We start from the raw sequence: 15,389 nt of genomic DNA on the forward strand, positions 1-15,389 counted from the left end.
ACGAAGAAACTTTAGTTTCTAGGAAAGTTTATCTTTTTCACACAGACTTTAGCCCGTGTTCAACTCTACAAGTAACTTGGACACGAAACGCGTCTCAAGTTGCTACGGTTGCCGCTATCAGGCGGCCAACCTAGTAGACTTACTAATTCATTCGTCGAATATTATCGATTCGATTCACTCATGTCGCAACTCTTCAAATCACTTGAATACAACACGTATCTCAAGTTACTAAAGTTAAAAATTCAAATGTTTTACATAATTTAATTTATGTAATTTTATTCTTTATTATAAGTCTTACGGATTGCTTCTTTGATGCTTTCAACTGTTGGTATCATTGCATTCTCTAGGTTTTGTGCATAAGGCATTGGCACATCTTCTCCTGCACAACGGCGGATTGGTGCATCTAGATAATCAAATGCTTCTGATTCTGAAATAATTGCTGAAATCTCTCCGATATAGCCACTTGTTTTGTGGGCATCGTTGACCAGAACAACCTTACCAGTCTTCTTAACTGAGTTAATGATGATATCCTTATCAAGCGGAACAAGGGTACGTGGGTCCACAATTTCAACTGAAATGCCTTCTTCTGCTAATTCTTCAGCTGCTTGAACCACACGACGGAGCATTTTTCCATAAGTAACAACTGTTACATCTGTTCCTTCGCGTTTGATTTCCCCAACTCCTAGTGGGATTGTGTAGTCTGGATCAACTGGCACTTCCCCTTTTTGGTTAAATTCTGACTTGTACTCAAGAATGATAACAGGGTTGTTATCACGGATAGAAGACTTGAGCAATCCTTTCATGTCCGCAGGGGTACCTGGTGCCACAACCTTAAGTCCAGGAATGTGAGTAAACCAAGACTCTAGTGATTGCGAGTGTTGGGCTGCAGAACCAACTCCGTTACCAGCTGCACAACGAACAGTCATTGGAACCTGACCTTTACCACCAAACATGTAACGTGTTTTAGCGGCTTGATTGACGATATTATCCATAGCAATAACCGAGAAGTCCATGAAGGTCATATCCACGATTGGACGAAGGCCTGTCATGGCTGCTCCTGCAGCTGCACCCGAGATGGCTGCTTCAGAAATTGGACAGTCACGAACACGTTCTGGACCAAATTCTTCAAGCATTCCAACAGATGTTCCGAAGTCTCCTCCGAAGACACCAACGTCTTCTCCCATCAAGAACACATTTTCATCGCGACGCATTTCCTCAGACATAGCAAGGATAATGGTGTCACGGAAGGACATTGTTTTTGTTTCCATTTTATCTCTTTCTCCTTAGTCTGCGTAAATATCTTCAAAGGCTGATTCAAGCGGTGGGAATGGACTTTCCTCTGCAAATTTAACAGAAGCTTCTACTGCTTCCTTTACTTGCCCTTGGATTTCTTCCAATTCTTGGGCGCTTGCAATAGTATTTTCAATGAGGTATTTGCGAAGATTTTCGATTGGGTCTTTTTGTTTCCACAATTCCACTTCTTCACGTGTACGATATTTACCAGGGTCAGATGATGAGTGACCAAGCCAGCGATAAGTTACACTTTCAATCAAGACTGGGCCATTGCCACCACGAACATGGTCTACAGCTTTCTTAAACCCTTCATAGACGTCGATGACATTGTTACCGTCTTCGATGAACATTCCAGGAATTCCATATGCAGCACTGCGTTGATGGATATGCTCCACATTGGTCATTTTCTTGATATCTGCAGAGATTCCATAACCATTGTTAATGCAGTAGAAAATAACAGGAAGTTTCCAAATAGAAGCCATGTTCACTGCTTCGTGGAAAACACCTTCGTTGGTCGCACCATCTCCAAAGAAGCAGACGACAATTTTTCCGGTATTTTGCATCTGCTGACTGAGGGCTGCGCCAACAGCGATTCCCATACCACCACCAACGATACCATTGGCACCAAGGTTACCAGCATCAAGGTCAGCAATATGCATAGATCCACCTTTTCCTTTACAGGTTCCAGTGTATTTCCCAAGGATTTCAGCCATCATTCCGTTAAGGTCAATCCCTTTGGCAATCGCTTGACCGTGACCACGGTGGTTTGATGTAATTAGATCATCTGGATTGAGAGCTAACATAGCACCCACGTTAGCTGCCTCTTCTCCAACAGAAAAGTGCGTCATTCCTGGCACTTTCCCTTTCTTTACTAATTGTGCAATTTTTAAGTCCATACGACGAATTTCTTCCATCTTACGGAACATTTCGAGCAAAAGATTTTTATCTAAAGTTGACATCTTCTTGCCTTTCTAACTTTCTTCTTACCTTACTATTTTACCGTTTTTGGAAAATACTGTCAAAGTTTTTCTCAAGAAAATTTCACAAAATAAAAAAGAAAACCCCATGAGAACAAGGGATTTTCTTGTCAAGAATATTTTTTCACAAACTTTTCAGCGTTTAAATTTTGCTAAAGATTCAAATCTCTTCATAATCACAGTTAAACGCCAACGATAGAGCGCCCCACTCACAATCAGACTAATAATCAAACCAATCCAGTATGAATAAGCTCCAAAATCTGTTAGGGAATCAAATACCATAGCCACTGGGATTGCTACGCCCCAATAACCAATCAAACCAAGGTAAAAAGGAATAACTGTATCCTTATAACCCCGCAAAATTCCTTGAAGCGGTGCTGCAAAGGTATCTGCTAACTGAAAGAAAAGACTATAAATTAAAAAGCGCGCTGTCAAATCGATAAATTCTGGGTCGTTACCATACAGACTAGCCACATTTCCTCTAAAAATGTAAAGGAAAGTTAAGGTGAAGGCCGCAAAAATGAGGGCAGTCCATCTTCCTAGACCAATATAGGTCTTCGCATCATCAAATCGCTTGGCTCCCACTTCATAAGACACGACAATGGCCATAGCCGATGAGATACTCATAGGAAAGGCGTACATGAGACTTGAAAAGTTCATAGCTGACTGGTGACTAGCGATAATCAAGGACGAGAACTTAGCCATAATCAAACCAACCACGGAAAAGATAGCCACTTCCGCAAAGACAGTTCCCCCAATAGGCAGACCTAAACGAACTCCTTCCTTAATTTTATCCATATTAAGAGGAATGCGTTTCTCAAGATGTAAGGCTTTGAGCTTCTCCTGCTTAAATAAAACCAGAACAGAAATCCCCAGCAAGACCCAGTAGGCCAAGGATGTTCCTAAACCAGCACCAGCACCTCCCAGTTCTGGAACACCAAAAGCCCCGTAAATCAAGAGATAGTTAAATCCACTATTGAGAGGAAGTAACAAAAGCATGAGGTACATGGACAGTTTGGTCAATCCCAGTGCATCCAGCAAGGAACGAATGACACTAAAGAGCAACAAGGGGATAATCCCGATAGATAAAAACCAAAGATAGCGAACCGCTACTGCCGCCACAGGTGCTTCTAGTCCAATATGGTTCAAGATTGGTGGTGCCAAGAATAGTACCATCCCCAACAAGACCACAGATAGACCCAAGGCCAGATAGATGAACTGGTAAAAATCAGACGCAACTTCTTCCTTTTTACCTCGACCAAGATGGTGACCAATGATGGGCACCAGGGCTGATACAATTCCTGTTAGGAATGTAAAAAAAGGATTCCAGATACTGGTGGCCATAGATACACCAGCCAAGTCCATGGTATTGTATTGGCCAGTCATAGTCGTATCAACAAAGGAGGCAGAATAATTTGCAAATTGATAAATCAGGATAGGGAAAAATATCTTTAAAAATAAGATAAATTTGTCTTTAAAATGATGGGTTTGGTACATATAGGCTCTCTATTCTTTTTGTTTACAGAGCAGACTCCCACCTAGTTTTGATAGACAATTTGTCCCTTACAGATGGTATATTTAACCTGCCCTTTTAAGGTTTCACCAATGAATGGTGAATTAGCTGCTTTTGAAGCAAAATGGGAGTCCACAAGGCGGTCAGCCTTAGCATCGAAAATAGTGATATCTGCTGGGCCATTCTCAGCCAAGTAACCTGCTTCAAAGTTGTAAAGCTTGGATGGGTTGTATGTCATTTTTTCAAGTAATTCCATCAAGCTTAACTCACCAGCTTCCACCAAATAAGTTAAACCGAGAGAAAGAGATGTTTCCAAACCGGTCATACCAGATGGCGCTTTGGTAATATCTTCGACATTTTTCTCATCTGCATGATGAGGCGCGTGGTCAGTCGCGATAACTGTGATGACGCCTGATTTAAGACCTTCGATAACAGCACGACGGTCTGATTCCAAACGAAGCGGTGGATTCATCTTAGCATTGCTTCCTTGTGTCAAAAGGAGCGCTTCGGTCTTAGAAAAATGCTGTGGCGCTACTTCTGCTGTGACTTGCGCTCCCAATCCTTGAGCAAACTCCACTACTTTAACACTTTCTTCCTTAGACAAATGCTGAATATGAACATGGGCTTTGGTTGCATAGGCAATCATGACATCACGCGCCATCATAGCATACTCAGCTACCCCAGTCGCACCACAGATATGGAAATGTTTTTTAGCAATATTTTCGTTAAATCCAAGAATCCCATTCAAACCTGGATCTTCCTCATGGAGACTAATAAAGGTATTAAGCTTTTTAGCTTCCTCCATGGCTTCCTTTACAACTTTACTGCTTTCAAGCGGAATACCGTCATCAGAAAAACCAACCGCACCAGCTTCTAAGAGTGCCTTGAAGTCAGTCAAGTCTTGGCCATTAAAGTTCTTAGTAATGGTCGCAACCGTCTTAATATTAATCTTCTCTTTGGCAGCTGACTGAAGAACTTCTTGCAAAGTCTCTACATCCGAGATGGTTGGACTAGTATTAGCCATCATGACAACAGTTGTAAAACCACCTGCAGCGGCTGCTAGGGCACCAGTATGAATATCTTCCTTGTGCGTTTGACCAGGTTCACGGAAATGGACATGGATATCGACCAAGCCAGGAGCAACCACAAGACAACTAGCATCAAGTACCTCTGCTCCTTCTTCCTTGATCTCAGGCGCAATTTTGACAATTTTCCCATCTTGAACTAAGACATCACACACTTGATCCAAACCAGATCTGGGATCCATTACACGACCATTTTTAATTAGTAGCATCTGCTTTCTCCTTTATTCATAGAAATCAACTTGGGTATCCAACAATTTATCCCCATCATAGACAAACTTGGCTGAAAAGAAGGGTTTATCTTCTAAAAGCCACCCAACAAAGGTATGGTCACCTTCCCAAGTCGGCTTACTCAAAACCTCTTTATAGGGAACCCATTCTAACGTTCCCTCGTTGCAGTCAATCAAGTCCCCCTCGAACTCCGTCACCTTAAAAACATAGGTGTACCAGTCTAAATCAGGTGTAAATTCAGGAAAAGTGATAACACCTTTTAGAACTGGTTTGGCTTTGAGCCCTGTTTCCTCAAGGATTTCACGCGCCGCGCATTCCTGAGGCGTCTCTCCTCTCTCTAGCTTACCACCCACACCAATCCATTTTCCTTCATGAACATCATTTGGCTTCTTATTACGGTGGAGCATAAGCAGTTCTTTCCCGTTATCAATGTAGCAAATTGTCGCTAACTGAGGCATATTCTCTCCTTATCTAAGCCAATCGATTGGCTCTTGTCCTGTTTCTTTTAAGAATGCATTGGCCTTGGAAAAAGGCTTGGAACCCCAAAATCCTCTATAAACTGACAAGGGACTGGGATGGGCTGATTCGATAATCAGATGGTGAGGATTAGTAACTAAGGTCTTCTTCTTACGTGCATAAGCGCCCCAGAGTATAAAGACTACTGGTTTATCTAATTGATTGACCACCTGAATCACAGCATCAGTAAAAGGCTCCCATATCTGACCAGCATGACCATTGGCCTGTCCAGCAGGAACAGTCAAACAAGCATTAAGAAGCAAGACTCCTTGCTCAGCCCAAGCTGTCAAATCATGAGATTTCTTAACCCCGATATCATCTGACAATTCTTTCAAGATATTTTGCAAGGATGGCGGAGCTGGAATAGAGTCAGGTACAGAAAAACTCAAGCCCTGCGCCTGACCTGGTCCGTGATAAGGATCCTGACCCAGAATCACCACCTTAACCTCTTCAAGTGGTGTTGTCAATAGAGCCTGGAAAACTTTTTCCTTAGGCGGGTACACAGTTCCTTGAGCATAGACTTGCTCCATAAACTGATTGATTTTCCCAAAATAACCCTCAGGTAATCGCTCCTTAATCAGAGCATGCCAAGGTGAGTGTTGCATCTTTTTCTCCTTTATCGTATCCATCTAAAAGCACGTTTTAATTCATCTATACCATTCTCAAAAAAGCATAGACCGTGTGCAAGTATAATCTTATCAGGTTTCCAGTTTAACATGCGGGAAAAGGAAACCTTTGCCTCTATTTGTCTCCTAAAAAAAGTCATCCTATAATCGATAGGAGTTTGTCCATCAGGAGCTGTTACACGGGCTAAACGATAGATTTTTCTTCGGATTGGACTAGCTATCTTTTCTGGTTCAAAATTCTCTATAAGGTCCGTTACAATGAGTGTTTTAGTTGATTTATGAAAAAACACGACCTCTTCGATGACAGAACTTCCCTTAAAAATAAGCTGATCAATCTCAGCAGACCATAAGTCGGGTGCCTTATCTGTTAAGGCAGCATCGAATACCACCTTGATATTCTGACTTTTCGCTCTCTCTTCAACTCCTGGACTAGACCATGTTTGCGCATGAGGATATCTTTTTTTCCAATCTGCAATATAGGCATAGTGAATCTTATTTGGAGAAATCAGGTAAGCGACTCTGCCCAAAGCATCCAGTTCAGTAAAGAGCTCCTCATTTGGCGCGATTGGAGAATGAATCCAGAGTTTGCCATCATTTAACTTTATTACTGTCATACGTGTCTGAAAAGGAAGTTTGAAGACCTTCAAGTCCATTTGTATCAAGTCACCATCTGCTATCCAGATATTTTAATCAACTTCCTTTAGTGTATACAATGGTTCATAAAGAGAAAGTTCTGGTCTTGATATCATTTACTATTCCTTTATTTTTACTGCCTCTATTATAGCAAAAAGTGGCTATTGAAACCACTTTTTACAGTTTATCTAAAAATTGAATAAATCGACTATATATACGATTTGAATAAGTTAATGCGGCTTATAAAGAATGACTATTCTTTATAAATACTTTTTAAATCCTTAAGCATTTGACTACCTCTTTCAAAGATCATCTTTTCTGAAATATTTCGAAACATATTAAAATCCATTTCAGAAAAAGGAGCTTCTTTAGAAGCTTGCCAAATGGTCTTTAAATAGTTTTTTTCTAAAAAGTCGTCAAAATTAGAAAACATTTGAAAATACAATTCATTCTCTTGGTGTAAAATCGCTCTTTTTAAAGGGTAATACTCCTTAATATTATTAACTTTTTGTTCGTAGGCATATTTTGCTACATGATCTAGGTATATATCAAAAAAGTCATGCGGAAAATCTCCCATACACCCATTACGATTCATATTGAGGCTATATTTTCGATTAGTAACATAATTCGGAAATATGTTTCCTATTACTCTAAGATTATCTACTTGTGAATCCCTTCTCCCAATATAATCTCCATCTTTAACTAATGATGGAGATCTCCAAGTAAAAATTAAATCTCCAGAGAAATTTTCTTTATCATAAAACTTAAAAAGAGATTGATAAATGCTATTTGCTAATTGACAATTGTCAGATTTAAATTCATAATTCACAGCTTCATTAAAATCAACTTCAGAAATTTTAATGTACTCTTCAATAGTAATATCAGCATTTTTTGTAGTCATTAGATCGTCTCCTTTAAAATGTAATCTTCTCAAGAGTATTTATATCCAAACAATCCAGCAAGTCTTGATAAGAATGGACTTCGTAAGTCGGCTGGGCTTGTGTGTGATTTTCGAGGTGATGAGGGTTGTACCAAATCGTGTCAATACCAGCATTATTGCCACCTTGAATGTCAGCGGTTAGGGAATCTCCAATCATCAGAGTTTTTTCTTTACTAAATCCAGCAATTTGCTGACCAATCTTTTCATAAAAGAGAGCATCAGGCTTTTGAGTTTGCAGCTGTTCAGAGATAAAGACTTGATTGAAATATGGTACCAGACCCGATTGAGCCAAACGTCCTGTCTGAATGGCAGTAATGCCATTTGTCGCAGCATACAGCTCATAATCTCGCTCGATAAGGCTGTCTAAGAGTTCATGAGCTCCCGAAAGAGTTTGTCCCTGTTGGGCTAAGTAAAACTGGTAACGCTGAGCAAGTAAAGCCCCGTCCTTCTCCAGCCTAAAATGGGCAAATAAACGAGAAAAGCGCGTGTTAACCAGCTCTTGTTTACTGATTTTCTTTTGCTCCAAGTCCTTCCATAGAGCCTTGTTCATAGGAATATAATAGTCTTTATAAGCTTGAATATCCACAACTCCTTCTTCTTTTAGAAGTTGGGTCAAAGCCACATCCTCAGCAGCATCAAAATCAAGAAGAGTGTGGTCAAGGTCGAAAAGTAGAAATTTGTAGGACAATTTGGTGTTTTCCTTTCTAGGTACTTAATAGATTAGTTTATTTCTTCTTTTTCTTAGTTTTATTCATCAACATACCAACTACAACTGGAGTAACCACACTTCCAACTTGTCCAACAACTTTAAGTATCTTTTTTGCTTCATCTATTTTTTTGTTTCTACACGATTCGCACTTATTGTACTTATAACTTGATGGTAAATCCCTAGTACATGTCTTGCATTTTTTTATTTCTTTCATTCTAGCACCTCTGTCTCAATAGAATCTGGTTTATTTGGCAATTTCATTATAGATGTTTCAATTTTTGGCAATTCTTTTGTCCAGTAATTTTTAGGAGAAGGATCAAGTAAATCAAGTCTCTCTACTAATTCCTGAGAACTGAGATAAGTTTCGTTAATAAATTTCCCAAAGTAATCCAAACTTTTTTGAGCAGCTTTTTTCTCGCCCAACTCATTATAAGCTATTGCTGCTGATAGTGAAACGATATTTACAGCTGCTAATCCATCTCTAATCTCATTCATACGAGCTTCAATTTTATCTGGTTTATCCCCTTTTAATAACTTACCCCAAGTAGAATCTGGTTGTTCTTTAATAAAATTTACATTTGATTTTTGACTAAGCATTAAGAGATTTCGACTATCTTCTGCATCTGAAATAACTTGCAGTAACATCATTGTTCTAATGTTTGGATCTGATATCTCTCTAGCTTGCAAGAGTTTCTGTTGACAACTATAGGCTATTGCAAGTCTATCTGACTCCTGTCCTTTTCTGACGTCCTCAATAGCATATTGTACATTTTGAATCTCCTCTGCAATCTGAGCCATTTGAATTTGTGACGAATAATCGGCTAACGCTTTATTTAATTCTGGTGTCAAATTAACAGATTTCAATGGTACATTTCCAATGACTTTATTAGTATTAGTATCTACTAATACCGCCAAGAGAGAACCATCTTTCTTTGTCATTAATTTTAACACTCCTTGAGCAATTTGTTCCCGTTGTTCTGGAGAAAGAATTGCCTGAAAAACCTCTTCAGGTATACTAGATTGGACAACATTGATAAAGGCTGGAGCAGAATATAACATTTTTTCTACTTCAGATAAAATTTTATTTGCATTTTTGACTAAAGGTTTGGCTATTTCTGGTAACTTATTAAAAAACGATGAGGGTTTTAGTTCATAACCATCAATATCAAGAATATCGAAGTCATCTTCTCCAAAAAATAAAACTTCATCCATAAATTACTACCTCATTATGTTTAAATTATTAGAAATATTATACCATATTAAACAAAATTATGATTTTGATTTTTCTTTAATATTATTTATCCAATCATTTTTACTAGAATCTAACATAGAATAACACTATCCTATACAATTGACAGCTCAAATCTTTCAGAATAGAACAATCCTGACTATCGAATACCCTGGCTTCATAAATATCTATGCAATTCTAGGTTTAGAATTCCTATAAATTAAATGTTTTCGCGCTATTCTAAGCTATTGATAGCCTTAAATGTTAATTTTTGAGCAATTCTAAAGCTAGAATAGTCCCATCACAATCAGTTTTGAATTATTATACTCAATGAAAATCAAAGAGCAAACTAGGAAACTAGCCGCAGGCTGTACTTGAGTACGGCAAGGCGACGTTGACGTGGTTTGAATTTGATTTTCGAAGAGTATTAACAATTTAGAAACGCTCTGATTCTACTCCTTTTACATTAAAAAGGAACTGCCCAAAGCAATCCCTTTCTGATTTTTAAATTATTTACTTAAAATTTGATAGTTGAGATAATCAATAGCCCGCCTATAAAAAGAGTTATAGTAAAATTCCTTATTTATTGATTTCAAGCTCCGACAACTGTGTTTGAATAACTGACAGTTCTGCACCAGCCTGAAGAAGAGCAGCTGCAGTATAGGCACCTTCTACAATTGGAACCCTGTTGATGAGGATACTTTTATCACTGAAATCAGCTACCATTTCTAAGTTCATTTTAGCAGAACCTAGGTCAAAAAAAGCTAATAAAGTATCTGCTGGATTTTCGGAAACAACCCTATCTACTTGATCAAAACTTGTTCCAATTCCTCCATCTTCGGTTCCTCCTACATAAGTAATCGGAACATCTTTAGCTACTTCACTAATCAGTTCAACAACACCTTCTGCAATGTGTTTGGAATGTGAAACGATAACAAGACCAATACTTCCCATTAAACCACCCCAGTTTCTAAAAGAGCAGTAAAGAGTAATCCTGATGAGAATGATCCAGGATCAATATGTCCAAGAGAACGTTCTCCTACATAAGATGCCCTTCCTTTAGTTGCAAGTAAATCTTTGGTAGCATTCACTACCTTATCAATAACCTCTTGAGTCAACTGGCCAGCAGACAAGGCAGCAATAACAGGAGTCCAAACATCAACCATTGTCTTTTCTCCAACTTCTGCTTTCCCTCGTTTGACAATCATATCCAAACCATTTTGTAAGATTTCCTCTATTTTCGAATTTGAATCAGCCTTGGCCATGCCCATAAAAGCAGAGCCATACAAGGGACCAGAAGCACCGCCTACCTTACTCAGTAGTTGCATTGAGACAAGTTTAAAAACATCACTGCTGGTCTCAAATTGCTTTCCTTCTAAATATTCCATAACTGCAGCCATTCCACGCGCCATATTTCCACCGTGGTCTCCATCTCCTATAGGAGTGTCTAACTCACTAAGGTAATCTTTCTGTTCTTGAATCTTTTCATTAAAAAGCTTCATCCATTCAAGAGCTTGTTCAGCATTCATGCGACATTTCCTCCTTGAGTCTTACCAAGCTGGTGTAGTAACAGGTGCATTTAGAGCATCCAACCACTCATCATCTGCCAATCGAATCAATGTTAATGACAAGCCGGCCATATCAATTGATGTCATATAGTTTCCAATTTTCTTAAACACCAAGTCAACACCTTTTTCATGGAGTAATTTAGCCACATCATTTGCAAATACGTATTGTTCCATAAGAGGAGTGCTTCCTAAACCATTAATGAGAAGGCCATAGCGTTCACCAGTCTTAAGTTGGAAACCTTCAGATAATTTTTCAACCAATTCTGAGGCCAATTGTGCTGAAGGTTGCATTTTCTCTTTTTTATATCCTGGCTCACCGTGAATACCAACTCCGTATTCAAATTCATCATCTTCTAGAACAAAACCTGGTTTCCCAACTTCAGGAACGGTTGCTCCAGACAAGGCCAGCCCAATTGTTTTAATTTCTAAGACAAGTTTGTCGGCCAAGTCCTTCATTTCAGATAATGATTTACCGGAACGAGCCGCATCACCCAAAATTTTATGGACTAAAATAGTACCTGCAACACCTCGACGACCTTGGGTATAGAGACTATTTTCAACAGCAATATCATCATCGACTACAACACTTGCTACATCAATACCTTCCATTTCAGCAAGTTCTTGTGCAATTTCAAAGTTCATAATGTCACCAGAATAGTTCTTGATGACCATGAAAACTCCAGCACCTTCATCAGCCGCCTTAATGGCTTCTAAAATTTGGTCCGGAGTAGGTGAAGTGAAGACTGCTCCACAAATGGCAGCAGACAACATTCCATCTCCTACAAATCCAGCATGACTTGGTTCATGTCCTGAACCTCCACCTGAAATGAGACCAACTTTTCCTGTCTTTTCTGCCTTTCTAACGATGACATCAAAACCATCTAAGCGTTGAACCAAGTCATCATGCATAAATGACAAGCCCTGCAACATTTCATCAACAACTTGTGTCGGTTCATTTATAATTTTTTTCATGAGAAACTCCTTTCGGTATTTACCTTTGTTTTCGCTTTCATTATATATTTTTTATCGCTGGATGATAAGGGACAGATTCTATTATTTGTCCCCTTTTAAACCCGTTTAAAAAAATTTTTTGGTAAAATGAAGTAAGTAACAGAAAGGCTTCCTATGGCATCATCACTTATTACAAAAAAACGGATTGCCAAGGCATTTAGAGACCTATTAGCTACTAGAGAATTTGACAAAATCTCCATTGTGGATATCATGGAATCAGCTGGCATTCGTAGACAGACCTTTTATAATCACTTTCTTGACAAATATGAACTGCTAGACTGGATATTTGAAAATGACTTAACCGAGTATATCACCAATAACTTGGACTTCATTTCGGGCCAAAAACTATTACAAGAATTATTTTTTTATTTCGAACAAGAGCGTGACTTTTATATTCAACTTTTTGATATTCAAGGACAAAATAACTTCTATGACCACTTTATCAGCTACTGTCGCTTGCTTGTATCAAAAATTTTAAAAGAATACGGTCAGATTGATATCGATTCATCTGCTTATACTTGTTTTTTGTTAGACTATCATTCACATGCTCTAGCAGAGATCGTGAAGGCTTACGTCAATAAAAAAAGTCCAGTTCCACAACCAGACTTTCTAATCATGACAATTATTGGAAAGAGACCACAATGACATTTATTTCAAATCATAAACAGAAAATTATTTCAAGTTACATTTCAGCAACTGTCAGCAGTCATCCTGAATTAGAAAAACACCCTACTTTACCACTAGTCTATCAAAAAAATCGCAATCCTCATCAGGTTCCAATATTGTCGGGTGGAGGTTCCGGTCACGAACCTGCGCATATTGGATATGTGGGAGAAGGAATGCTTACTGCTGCTATCTATGGCCAATTATTTACTCCTCCTACAAGAACTGAAATCTTAGAGTCCATTCGTTTTTTAAACAATGGTCACGGTGTCTTCATCATTGTAAAAAATTTCGAAGCAGACATCAAAGAATTTAGCTGGGCCATTAATACTGCTAGAAAAGAAGGAATTAAAGTCGGCTATAGTCTAGCACACGACGATATTTCTATTGAACCTCGCAATAGATTTCAAATTAGAGGAAGAGGGCTCGCAGGGACTATTTTACTTCATAAAGTTCTAGGATATGCAGCTCAAAATGGTGCCAAAATAGAGCAACTAACTAATTTAGGTCATGAACTTGCTCCCGAAATCGCAACAATTGGCTTTGCAACGAAATCGGCTAGTCTCCCCCAAGCCACCCTTCCACTATTTAACTTGGAAGAAGGAGATATTTCTTATGGTATTGGGATACATGGCGAAGAAGGCTATCGTATCGTCCCATTCCAATCATCGGAAATCCTGGCAAATGAGATTATAAGTAAATTAAGATTGCACTATCATTGGAAAAAGGGTGATCAATTTATATTGCTTGTAAATAATCTAGGCACTACCAGCAACTTAGAAATGGGCATATTTATCAATGATCTCCTTCAACTCTTAGAAATTGAAGGAGTCACTATTACCTTTATAAAATCAGGAACATTTATGACCAGTCTAGATATGGCAGGTATATCCGTAACTCTTTGCCCCGTAAAAAATAAACAGTGGTTAGAAGCACTCAATGCTCCAACGACAGCTTTTGCATGGTAATTTGCTTGTATAACTCAAAAGGGCTACATCACTTGATAGCCCTTTGCTTTTATCTTATACTCAATGAAAATCAAAAAGCAAACTAGGAAACTAGCCGCAGGCTGTACTTGAGTACGGCAAGGCGACGTTGACGCAGTTTGAATTTGATTTTCGAAGAGTATTACGTTTAAAAGAACTCATTCTTTCTATTTCAAATAGGCCATCTATCCCTTACAATTCTTCCGATGAGCTTTGAGTTTTTTCAGAGCCCAATCATAGTGGCTTGACGTGTTACTGACAAAGTAGGAACCTAGACTTGTTCCGCCGGTCCACTTATAGACACCTTTGGTAAAGAGTTCGTCATTGCTAAAAACTTCTATCAACTCTAAAACCTCTCTATGTGATTGTTCTAGGAGTCTAGTCGCTTCTTCTAATGAGGTTTTCTGGTGCTTCTTCCAAAAAGCGACATTCATTTCTCCATAAGTTTTCCAATTATAAGGTTCAGGGAGAAAAGGTCTTTCGTGACCTTTTTGATTAGAATGAACCCAAATCAAAAGTAACTGCTGCCATTCATAAAGATGGATCAAGACATCCCGTAGATTTTTATCCCTTTTCCAGTGAACTTCTTTTTTCTTTGGGTCTCTTGAAAAATCAAATGGAGTCTGTAGCTCATCTTCACTTAGTTGGGAGATGAAACAATTGAGCTTTTCATAATTTTCCTTAGAGGCCAGCATTAGCTCCTCTTTTGTTTTCGGTCTAGGCACAGGAGTACTCCCTTCATATCTCTAGTTATTATTAGAGATTTTTTATCCTTTAAATCTCTATAACTTATCCTTTAATTTCTCAACAAAGAGATAGGCTGCTGGACAGGTCAAGGTATTCTTAATCGTCAAATGGTTGATTTGATGGATTTTTTTCCTGTCTGTATGGGGAAATTCACGACACGCCTTTGGACGAACATCATATATGGAACAGAGATTATCTCCTCCTAGAAAGGGACAAGGCATGGATTTAAAAACCTTATCGCCATCTTCATCTACCTGCAGAAACTCCGCTTCAAAAGCAGGTAATTTCATCTTAAAATACTTGGCGATTCGTGTAATATCCGCTTCTTTAAAGTCAGGCCCCAATGTCTTGCAACAGTTGGCACAGGCCGTACAATCAATCTCCGCAAAGACTTCCTCGTGAATCTGCTGGGCTAGCTTGTCTAGGTTTTTAGGAGGTTTTTTCTTTAAATTGGCTAAAATTTTACGGTGCTCCTTTTGCTTTTGCAAGGCTAGCTGGTGGTAGTACTCAATATCAATTTCTTTAGACATGGTTTCTCTCTTATTCTAATTACTTTCCCCTATTATACCATGCCTCCGGAGCATTTAAAAGGCTCTATAATATTTGTAGTGGGTAAATCCCCTATGAATCTTATGGAGCCTATTTTTGTGTAGAAAAAAAGTCCCA

The 15,389-nt window shown here is 38.7% G+C and carries 18 protein-coding genes; 2 read left to right on the forward strand and 16 right to left on the reverse strand.

Translation table 11 applies throughout. The features are described 5' to 3' along the window. Positions 1–275 precede the first annotated feature (275 nt). The 14 genes from N8L33_RS06620 to dhaK all read right to left on the reverse strand — a co-directional run bounded on the left by N8L33_RS06620 (position 276) and on the right by dhaK (position 12,288). Positions 276–1,268: an alpha-ketoacid dehydrogenase subunit beta gene (locus tag N8L33_RS06620; protein WP_049521429.1), complete on the reverse strand. Its 993-nt coding sequence runs from the start codon at positions 1,266–1,268 to the stop codon at positions 276–278. A 15-nt stretch (positions 1,269–1,283) separates the two neighbouring features. Further along, the gene (locus N8L33_RS06625) at positions 1,284–2,252 is read right to left on the reverse strand and encodes a thiamine pyrophosphate-dependent dehydrogenase E1 component subunit alpha (RefSeq protein WP_261059323.1); all 969 of its coding nucleotides are present in this window, start codon (positions 2,250–2,252) and stop codon (positions 1,284–1,286) included. Between the two features lie 153 nt (positions 2,253–2,405). After that, a complete protein-coding gene (gene pdrM / locus N8L33_RS06630; RefSeq protein ID WP_261059325.1) occupies positions 2,406–3,767 on the reverse strand; it encodes a sodium-coupled multidrug efflux MATE transporter PdrM in 1,362 nt (453 codons plus the stop codon). A gap of 41 nt (positions 3,768–3,808) precedes the next feature. Beyond that, positions 3,809–5,077, reverse strand: a complete 1,269-nt coding sequence (locus tag N8L33_RS06635) for a dihydroorotase (RefSeq protein WP_261030506.1) — start codon at positions 5,075–5,077, stop codon at positions 3,809–3,811. A 12-nt stretch (positions 5,078–5,089) separates the two neighbouring features. Then, positions 5,090–5,554: an NUDIX hydrolase gene (locus N8L33_RS06640; RefSeq protein ID WP_173212609.1), complete on the reverse strand. Its 465-nt coding sequence runs from the start codon at positions 5,552–5,554 to the stop codon at positions 5,090–5,092. Between the two features lie 9 nt (positions 5,555–5,563). Continuing rightward, positions 5,564–6,217 (reverse strand): uracil-DNA glycosylase, encoded by a 654-nt coding sequence (locus tag N8L33_RS06645; RefSeq protein ID WP_261059328.1) that lies wholly within the window; start codon positions 6,215–6,217, stop codon positions 5,564–5,566. Positions 6,218–6,228: 11 nt separating this feature from the next. Further along, on the reverse strand, positions 6,229–6,921 hold the full coding sequence (locus N8L33_RS06650) for a DUF4336 domain-containing protein (RefSeq protein ID WP_261059342.1): 693 nt from the start codon (positions 6,919–6,921) through the stop codon (positions 6,229–6,231). Positions 6,922–7,124: 203 nt separating this feature from the next. Beyond that, on the reverse strand, positions 7,125–7,772 hold the full coding sequence (locus N8L33_RS06655) for a hypothetical protein (protein ID WP_261059330.1): 648 nt from the start codon (positions 7,770–7,772) through the stop codon (positions 7,125–7,127). A 13-nt stretch (positions 7,773–7,785) separates the two neighbouring features. Then, the gene (pynA, locus tag N8L33_RS06660; RefSeq protein ID WP_261059331.1) at positions 7,786–8,499 is read right to left on the reverse strand and encodes a pyrimidine 5'-nucleotidase PynA; all 714 of its coding nucleotides are present in this window, start codon (positions 8,497–8,499) and stop codon (positions 7,786–7,788) included. A 37-nt stretch (positions 8,500–8,536) separates the two neighbouring features. Then, a complete protein-coding gene (locus N8L33_RS06665; protein WP_261059332.1) occupies positions 8,537–8,734 on the reverse strand; it encodes a hypothetical protein in 198 nt (65 codons plus the stop codon). Further along, entirely contained in the window at positions 8,731–9,732 is a 1,002-nt protein-coding gene (locus N8L33_RS06670; protein ID WP_261059334.1) for a hypothetical protein, read from the reverse strand. Before N8L33_RS06670 ends, N8L33_RS06665 begins: the two co-directional genes overlap by 4 nt. A 595-nt stretch (positions 9,733–10,327) precedes the next feature. After that, positions 10,328–10,702: a dihydroxyacetone kinase phosphoryl donor subunit DhaM gene (gene dhaM / locus N8L33_RS06675; RefSeq protein WP_261059336.1), complete on the reverse strand. Its 375-nt coding sequence runs from the start codon at positions 10,700–10,702 to the stop codon at positions 10,328–10,330. Then, positions 10,702–11,277, reverse strand: a complete 576-nt coding sequence (dhaL, locus tag N8L33_RS06680) for a dihydroxyacetone kinase subunit DhaL (RefSeq protein ID WP_261059338.1) — start codon at positions 11,275–11,277, stop codon at positions 10,702–10,704. Before dhaL ends, dhaM begins: the two co-directional genes overlap by 1 nt. Before the next feature lie 21 nt (positions 11,278–11,298). Further along, positions 11,299–12,288, reverse strand: coding sequence for a dihydroxyacetone kinase subunit DhaK (dhaK, locus tag N8L33_RS06685; RefSeq protein WP_261059339.1), 990 nt, complete (start codon positions 12,286–12,288; stop codon positions 11,299–11,301). A 153-nt stretch (positions 12,289–12,441) separates the two neighbouring features. On the opposite strand from dhaK, the gene dhaS reads away from it, so the two are divergent. Then, positions 12,442–12,972 carry a dihydroxyacetone kinase transcriptional activator DhaS gene (gene dhaS / locus N8L33_RS06690; protein WP_000168605.1) on the forward strand — a complete coding sequence of 177 codons (531 nt, stop codon included), beginning with the start codon at positions 12,442–12,444 and terminating at the stop codon, positions 12,970–12,972. Beyond that, positions 12,969–13,958: a DhaKLM operon coactivator DhaQ gene (dhaQ, locus tag N8L33_RS06695; RefSeq protein WP_000142827.1), complete on the forward strand. Its 990-nt coding sequence runs from the start codon at positions 12,969–12,971 to the stop codon at positions 13,956–13,958. Before dhaS ends, dhaQ begins: the two co-directional genes overlap by 4 nt. Positions 13,959–14,161: 203 nt before the next feature. Here dhaQ and N8L33_RS06700 read toward each other — a convergent pair whose 3' ends face one another. Both N8L33_RS06700 and N8L33_RS06705 read right to left on the reverse strand, forming a co-directional pair. After that, positions 14,162–14,701: a ClbS/DfsB family four-helix bundle protein gene (locus tag N8L33_RS06700; protein ID WP_261030521.1), complete on the reverse strand. Its 540-nt coding sequence runs from the start codon at positions 14,699–14,701 to the stop codon at positions 14,162–14,164. 57 nt (positions 14,702–14,758) lie between these two features. Further along, on the reverse strand, positions 14,759–15,253 hold the full coding sequence (locus tag N8L33_RS06705) for a YkgJ family cysteine cluster protein (protein ID WP_261030529.1): 495 nt from the start codon (positions 15,251–15,253) through the stop codon (positions 14,759–14,761). Positions 15,254–15,389 lie beyond the last annotated feature (136 nt).

The sequence above is a fragment of the Streptococcus mitis genome (assembly GCF_946188695.1).
GTDB classification, from domain to species: Bacteria; Bacillota; Bacilli; order Lactobacillales; family Streptococcaceae; genus Streptococcus; species Streptococcus mitis_DF.

Excerpts from the sequence above, each read along its gene's own strand:
- N8L33_RS06665 (WP_261059332.1), bottom strand. The coding sequence starts at position 8,734 with ATGAAAGAAATAAAAAAATGCAAGACATGTACTAGGGATTTACCATCA.
- N8L33_RS06645 (WP_261059328.1), bottom strand. The coding sequence starts at position 6,217 with ATGCAACACTCACCTTGGCATGCTCTGATTAAGGAGCGATTACCTGAG.
- N8L33_RS06640 (WP_173212609.1), bottom strand. The coding sequence starts at position 5,554 with ATGCCTCAGTTAGCGACAATTTGCTACATTGATAACGGGAAAGAACTG.
- N8L33_RS06625 (WP_261059323.1), bottom strand. The coding sequence starts at position 2,252 with ATGTCAACTTTAGATAAAAATCTTTTGCTCGAAATGTTCCGTAAGATG.
- N8L33_RS06620 (WP_049521429.1), bottom strand. The coding sequence starts at position 1,268 with ATGGAAACAAAAACAATGTCCTTCCGTGACACCATTATCCTTGCTATG.
- N8L33_RS06705 (WP_261030529.1), bottom strand. The coding sequence starts at position 15,253 with ATGTCTAAAGAAATTGATATTGAGTACTACCACCAGCTAGCCTTGCAA.
- N8L33_RS06635 (WP_261030506.1), bottom strand. The coding sequence starts at position 5,077 with ATGCTACTAATTAAAAATGGTCGTGTAATGGATCCCAGATCTGGTTTG.
- pdrM (WP_261059325.1), bottom strand. The coding sequence starts at position 3,767 with ATGTACCAAACCCATCATTTTAAAGACAAATTTATCTTATTTTTAAAG.
- dhaM (WP_261059336.1), bottom strand. The coding sequence starts at position 10,702 with ATGGGAAGTATTGGTCTTGTTATCGTTTCACATTCCAAACACATTGCA.
- dhaK (WP_261059339.1), bottom strand. The coding sequence starts at position 12,288 with ATGAAAAAAATTATAAATGAACCGACACAAGTTGTTGATGAAATGTTG.
- N8L33_RS06670 (WP_261059334.1), bottom strand. The coding sequence starts at position 9,732 with ATGGATGAAGTTTTATTTTTTGGAGAAGATGACTTCGATATTCTTGAT.
- dhaQ (WP_000142827.1), top strand. The coding sequence starts at position 12,969 with ATGACATTTATTTCAAATCATAAACAGAAAATTATTTCAAGTTACATT.
- N8L33_RS06655 (WP_261059330.1), bottom strand. The coding sequence starts at position 7,772 with ATGACTACAAAAAATGCTGATATTACTATTGAAGAGTACATTAAAATT.
- dhaS (WP_000168605.1), top strand. The coding sequence starts at position 12,442 with ATGGCATCATCACTTATTACAAAAAAACGGATTGCCAAGGCATTTAGA.
- dhaL (WP_261059338.1), bottom strand. The coding sequence starts at position 11,277 with ATGAATGCTGAACAAGCTCTTGAATGGATGAAGCTTTTTAATGAAAAG.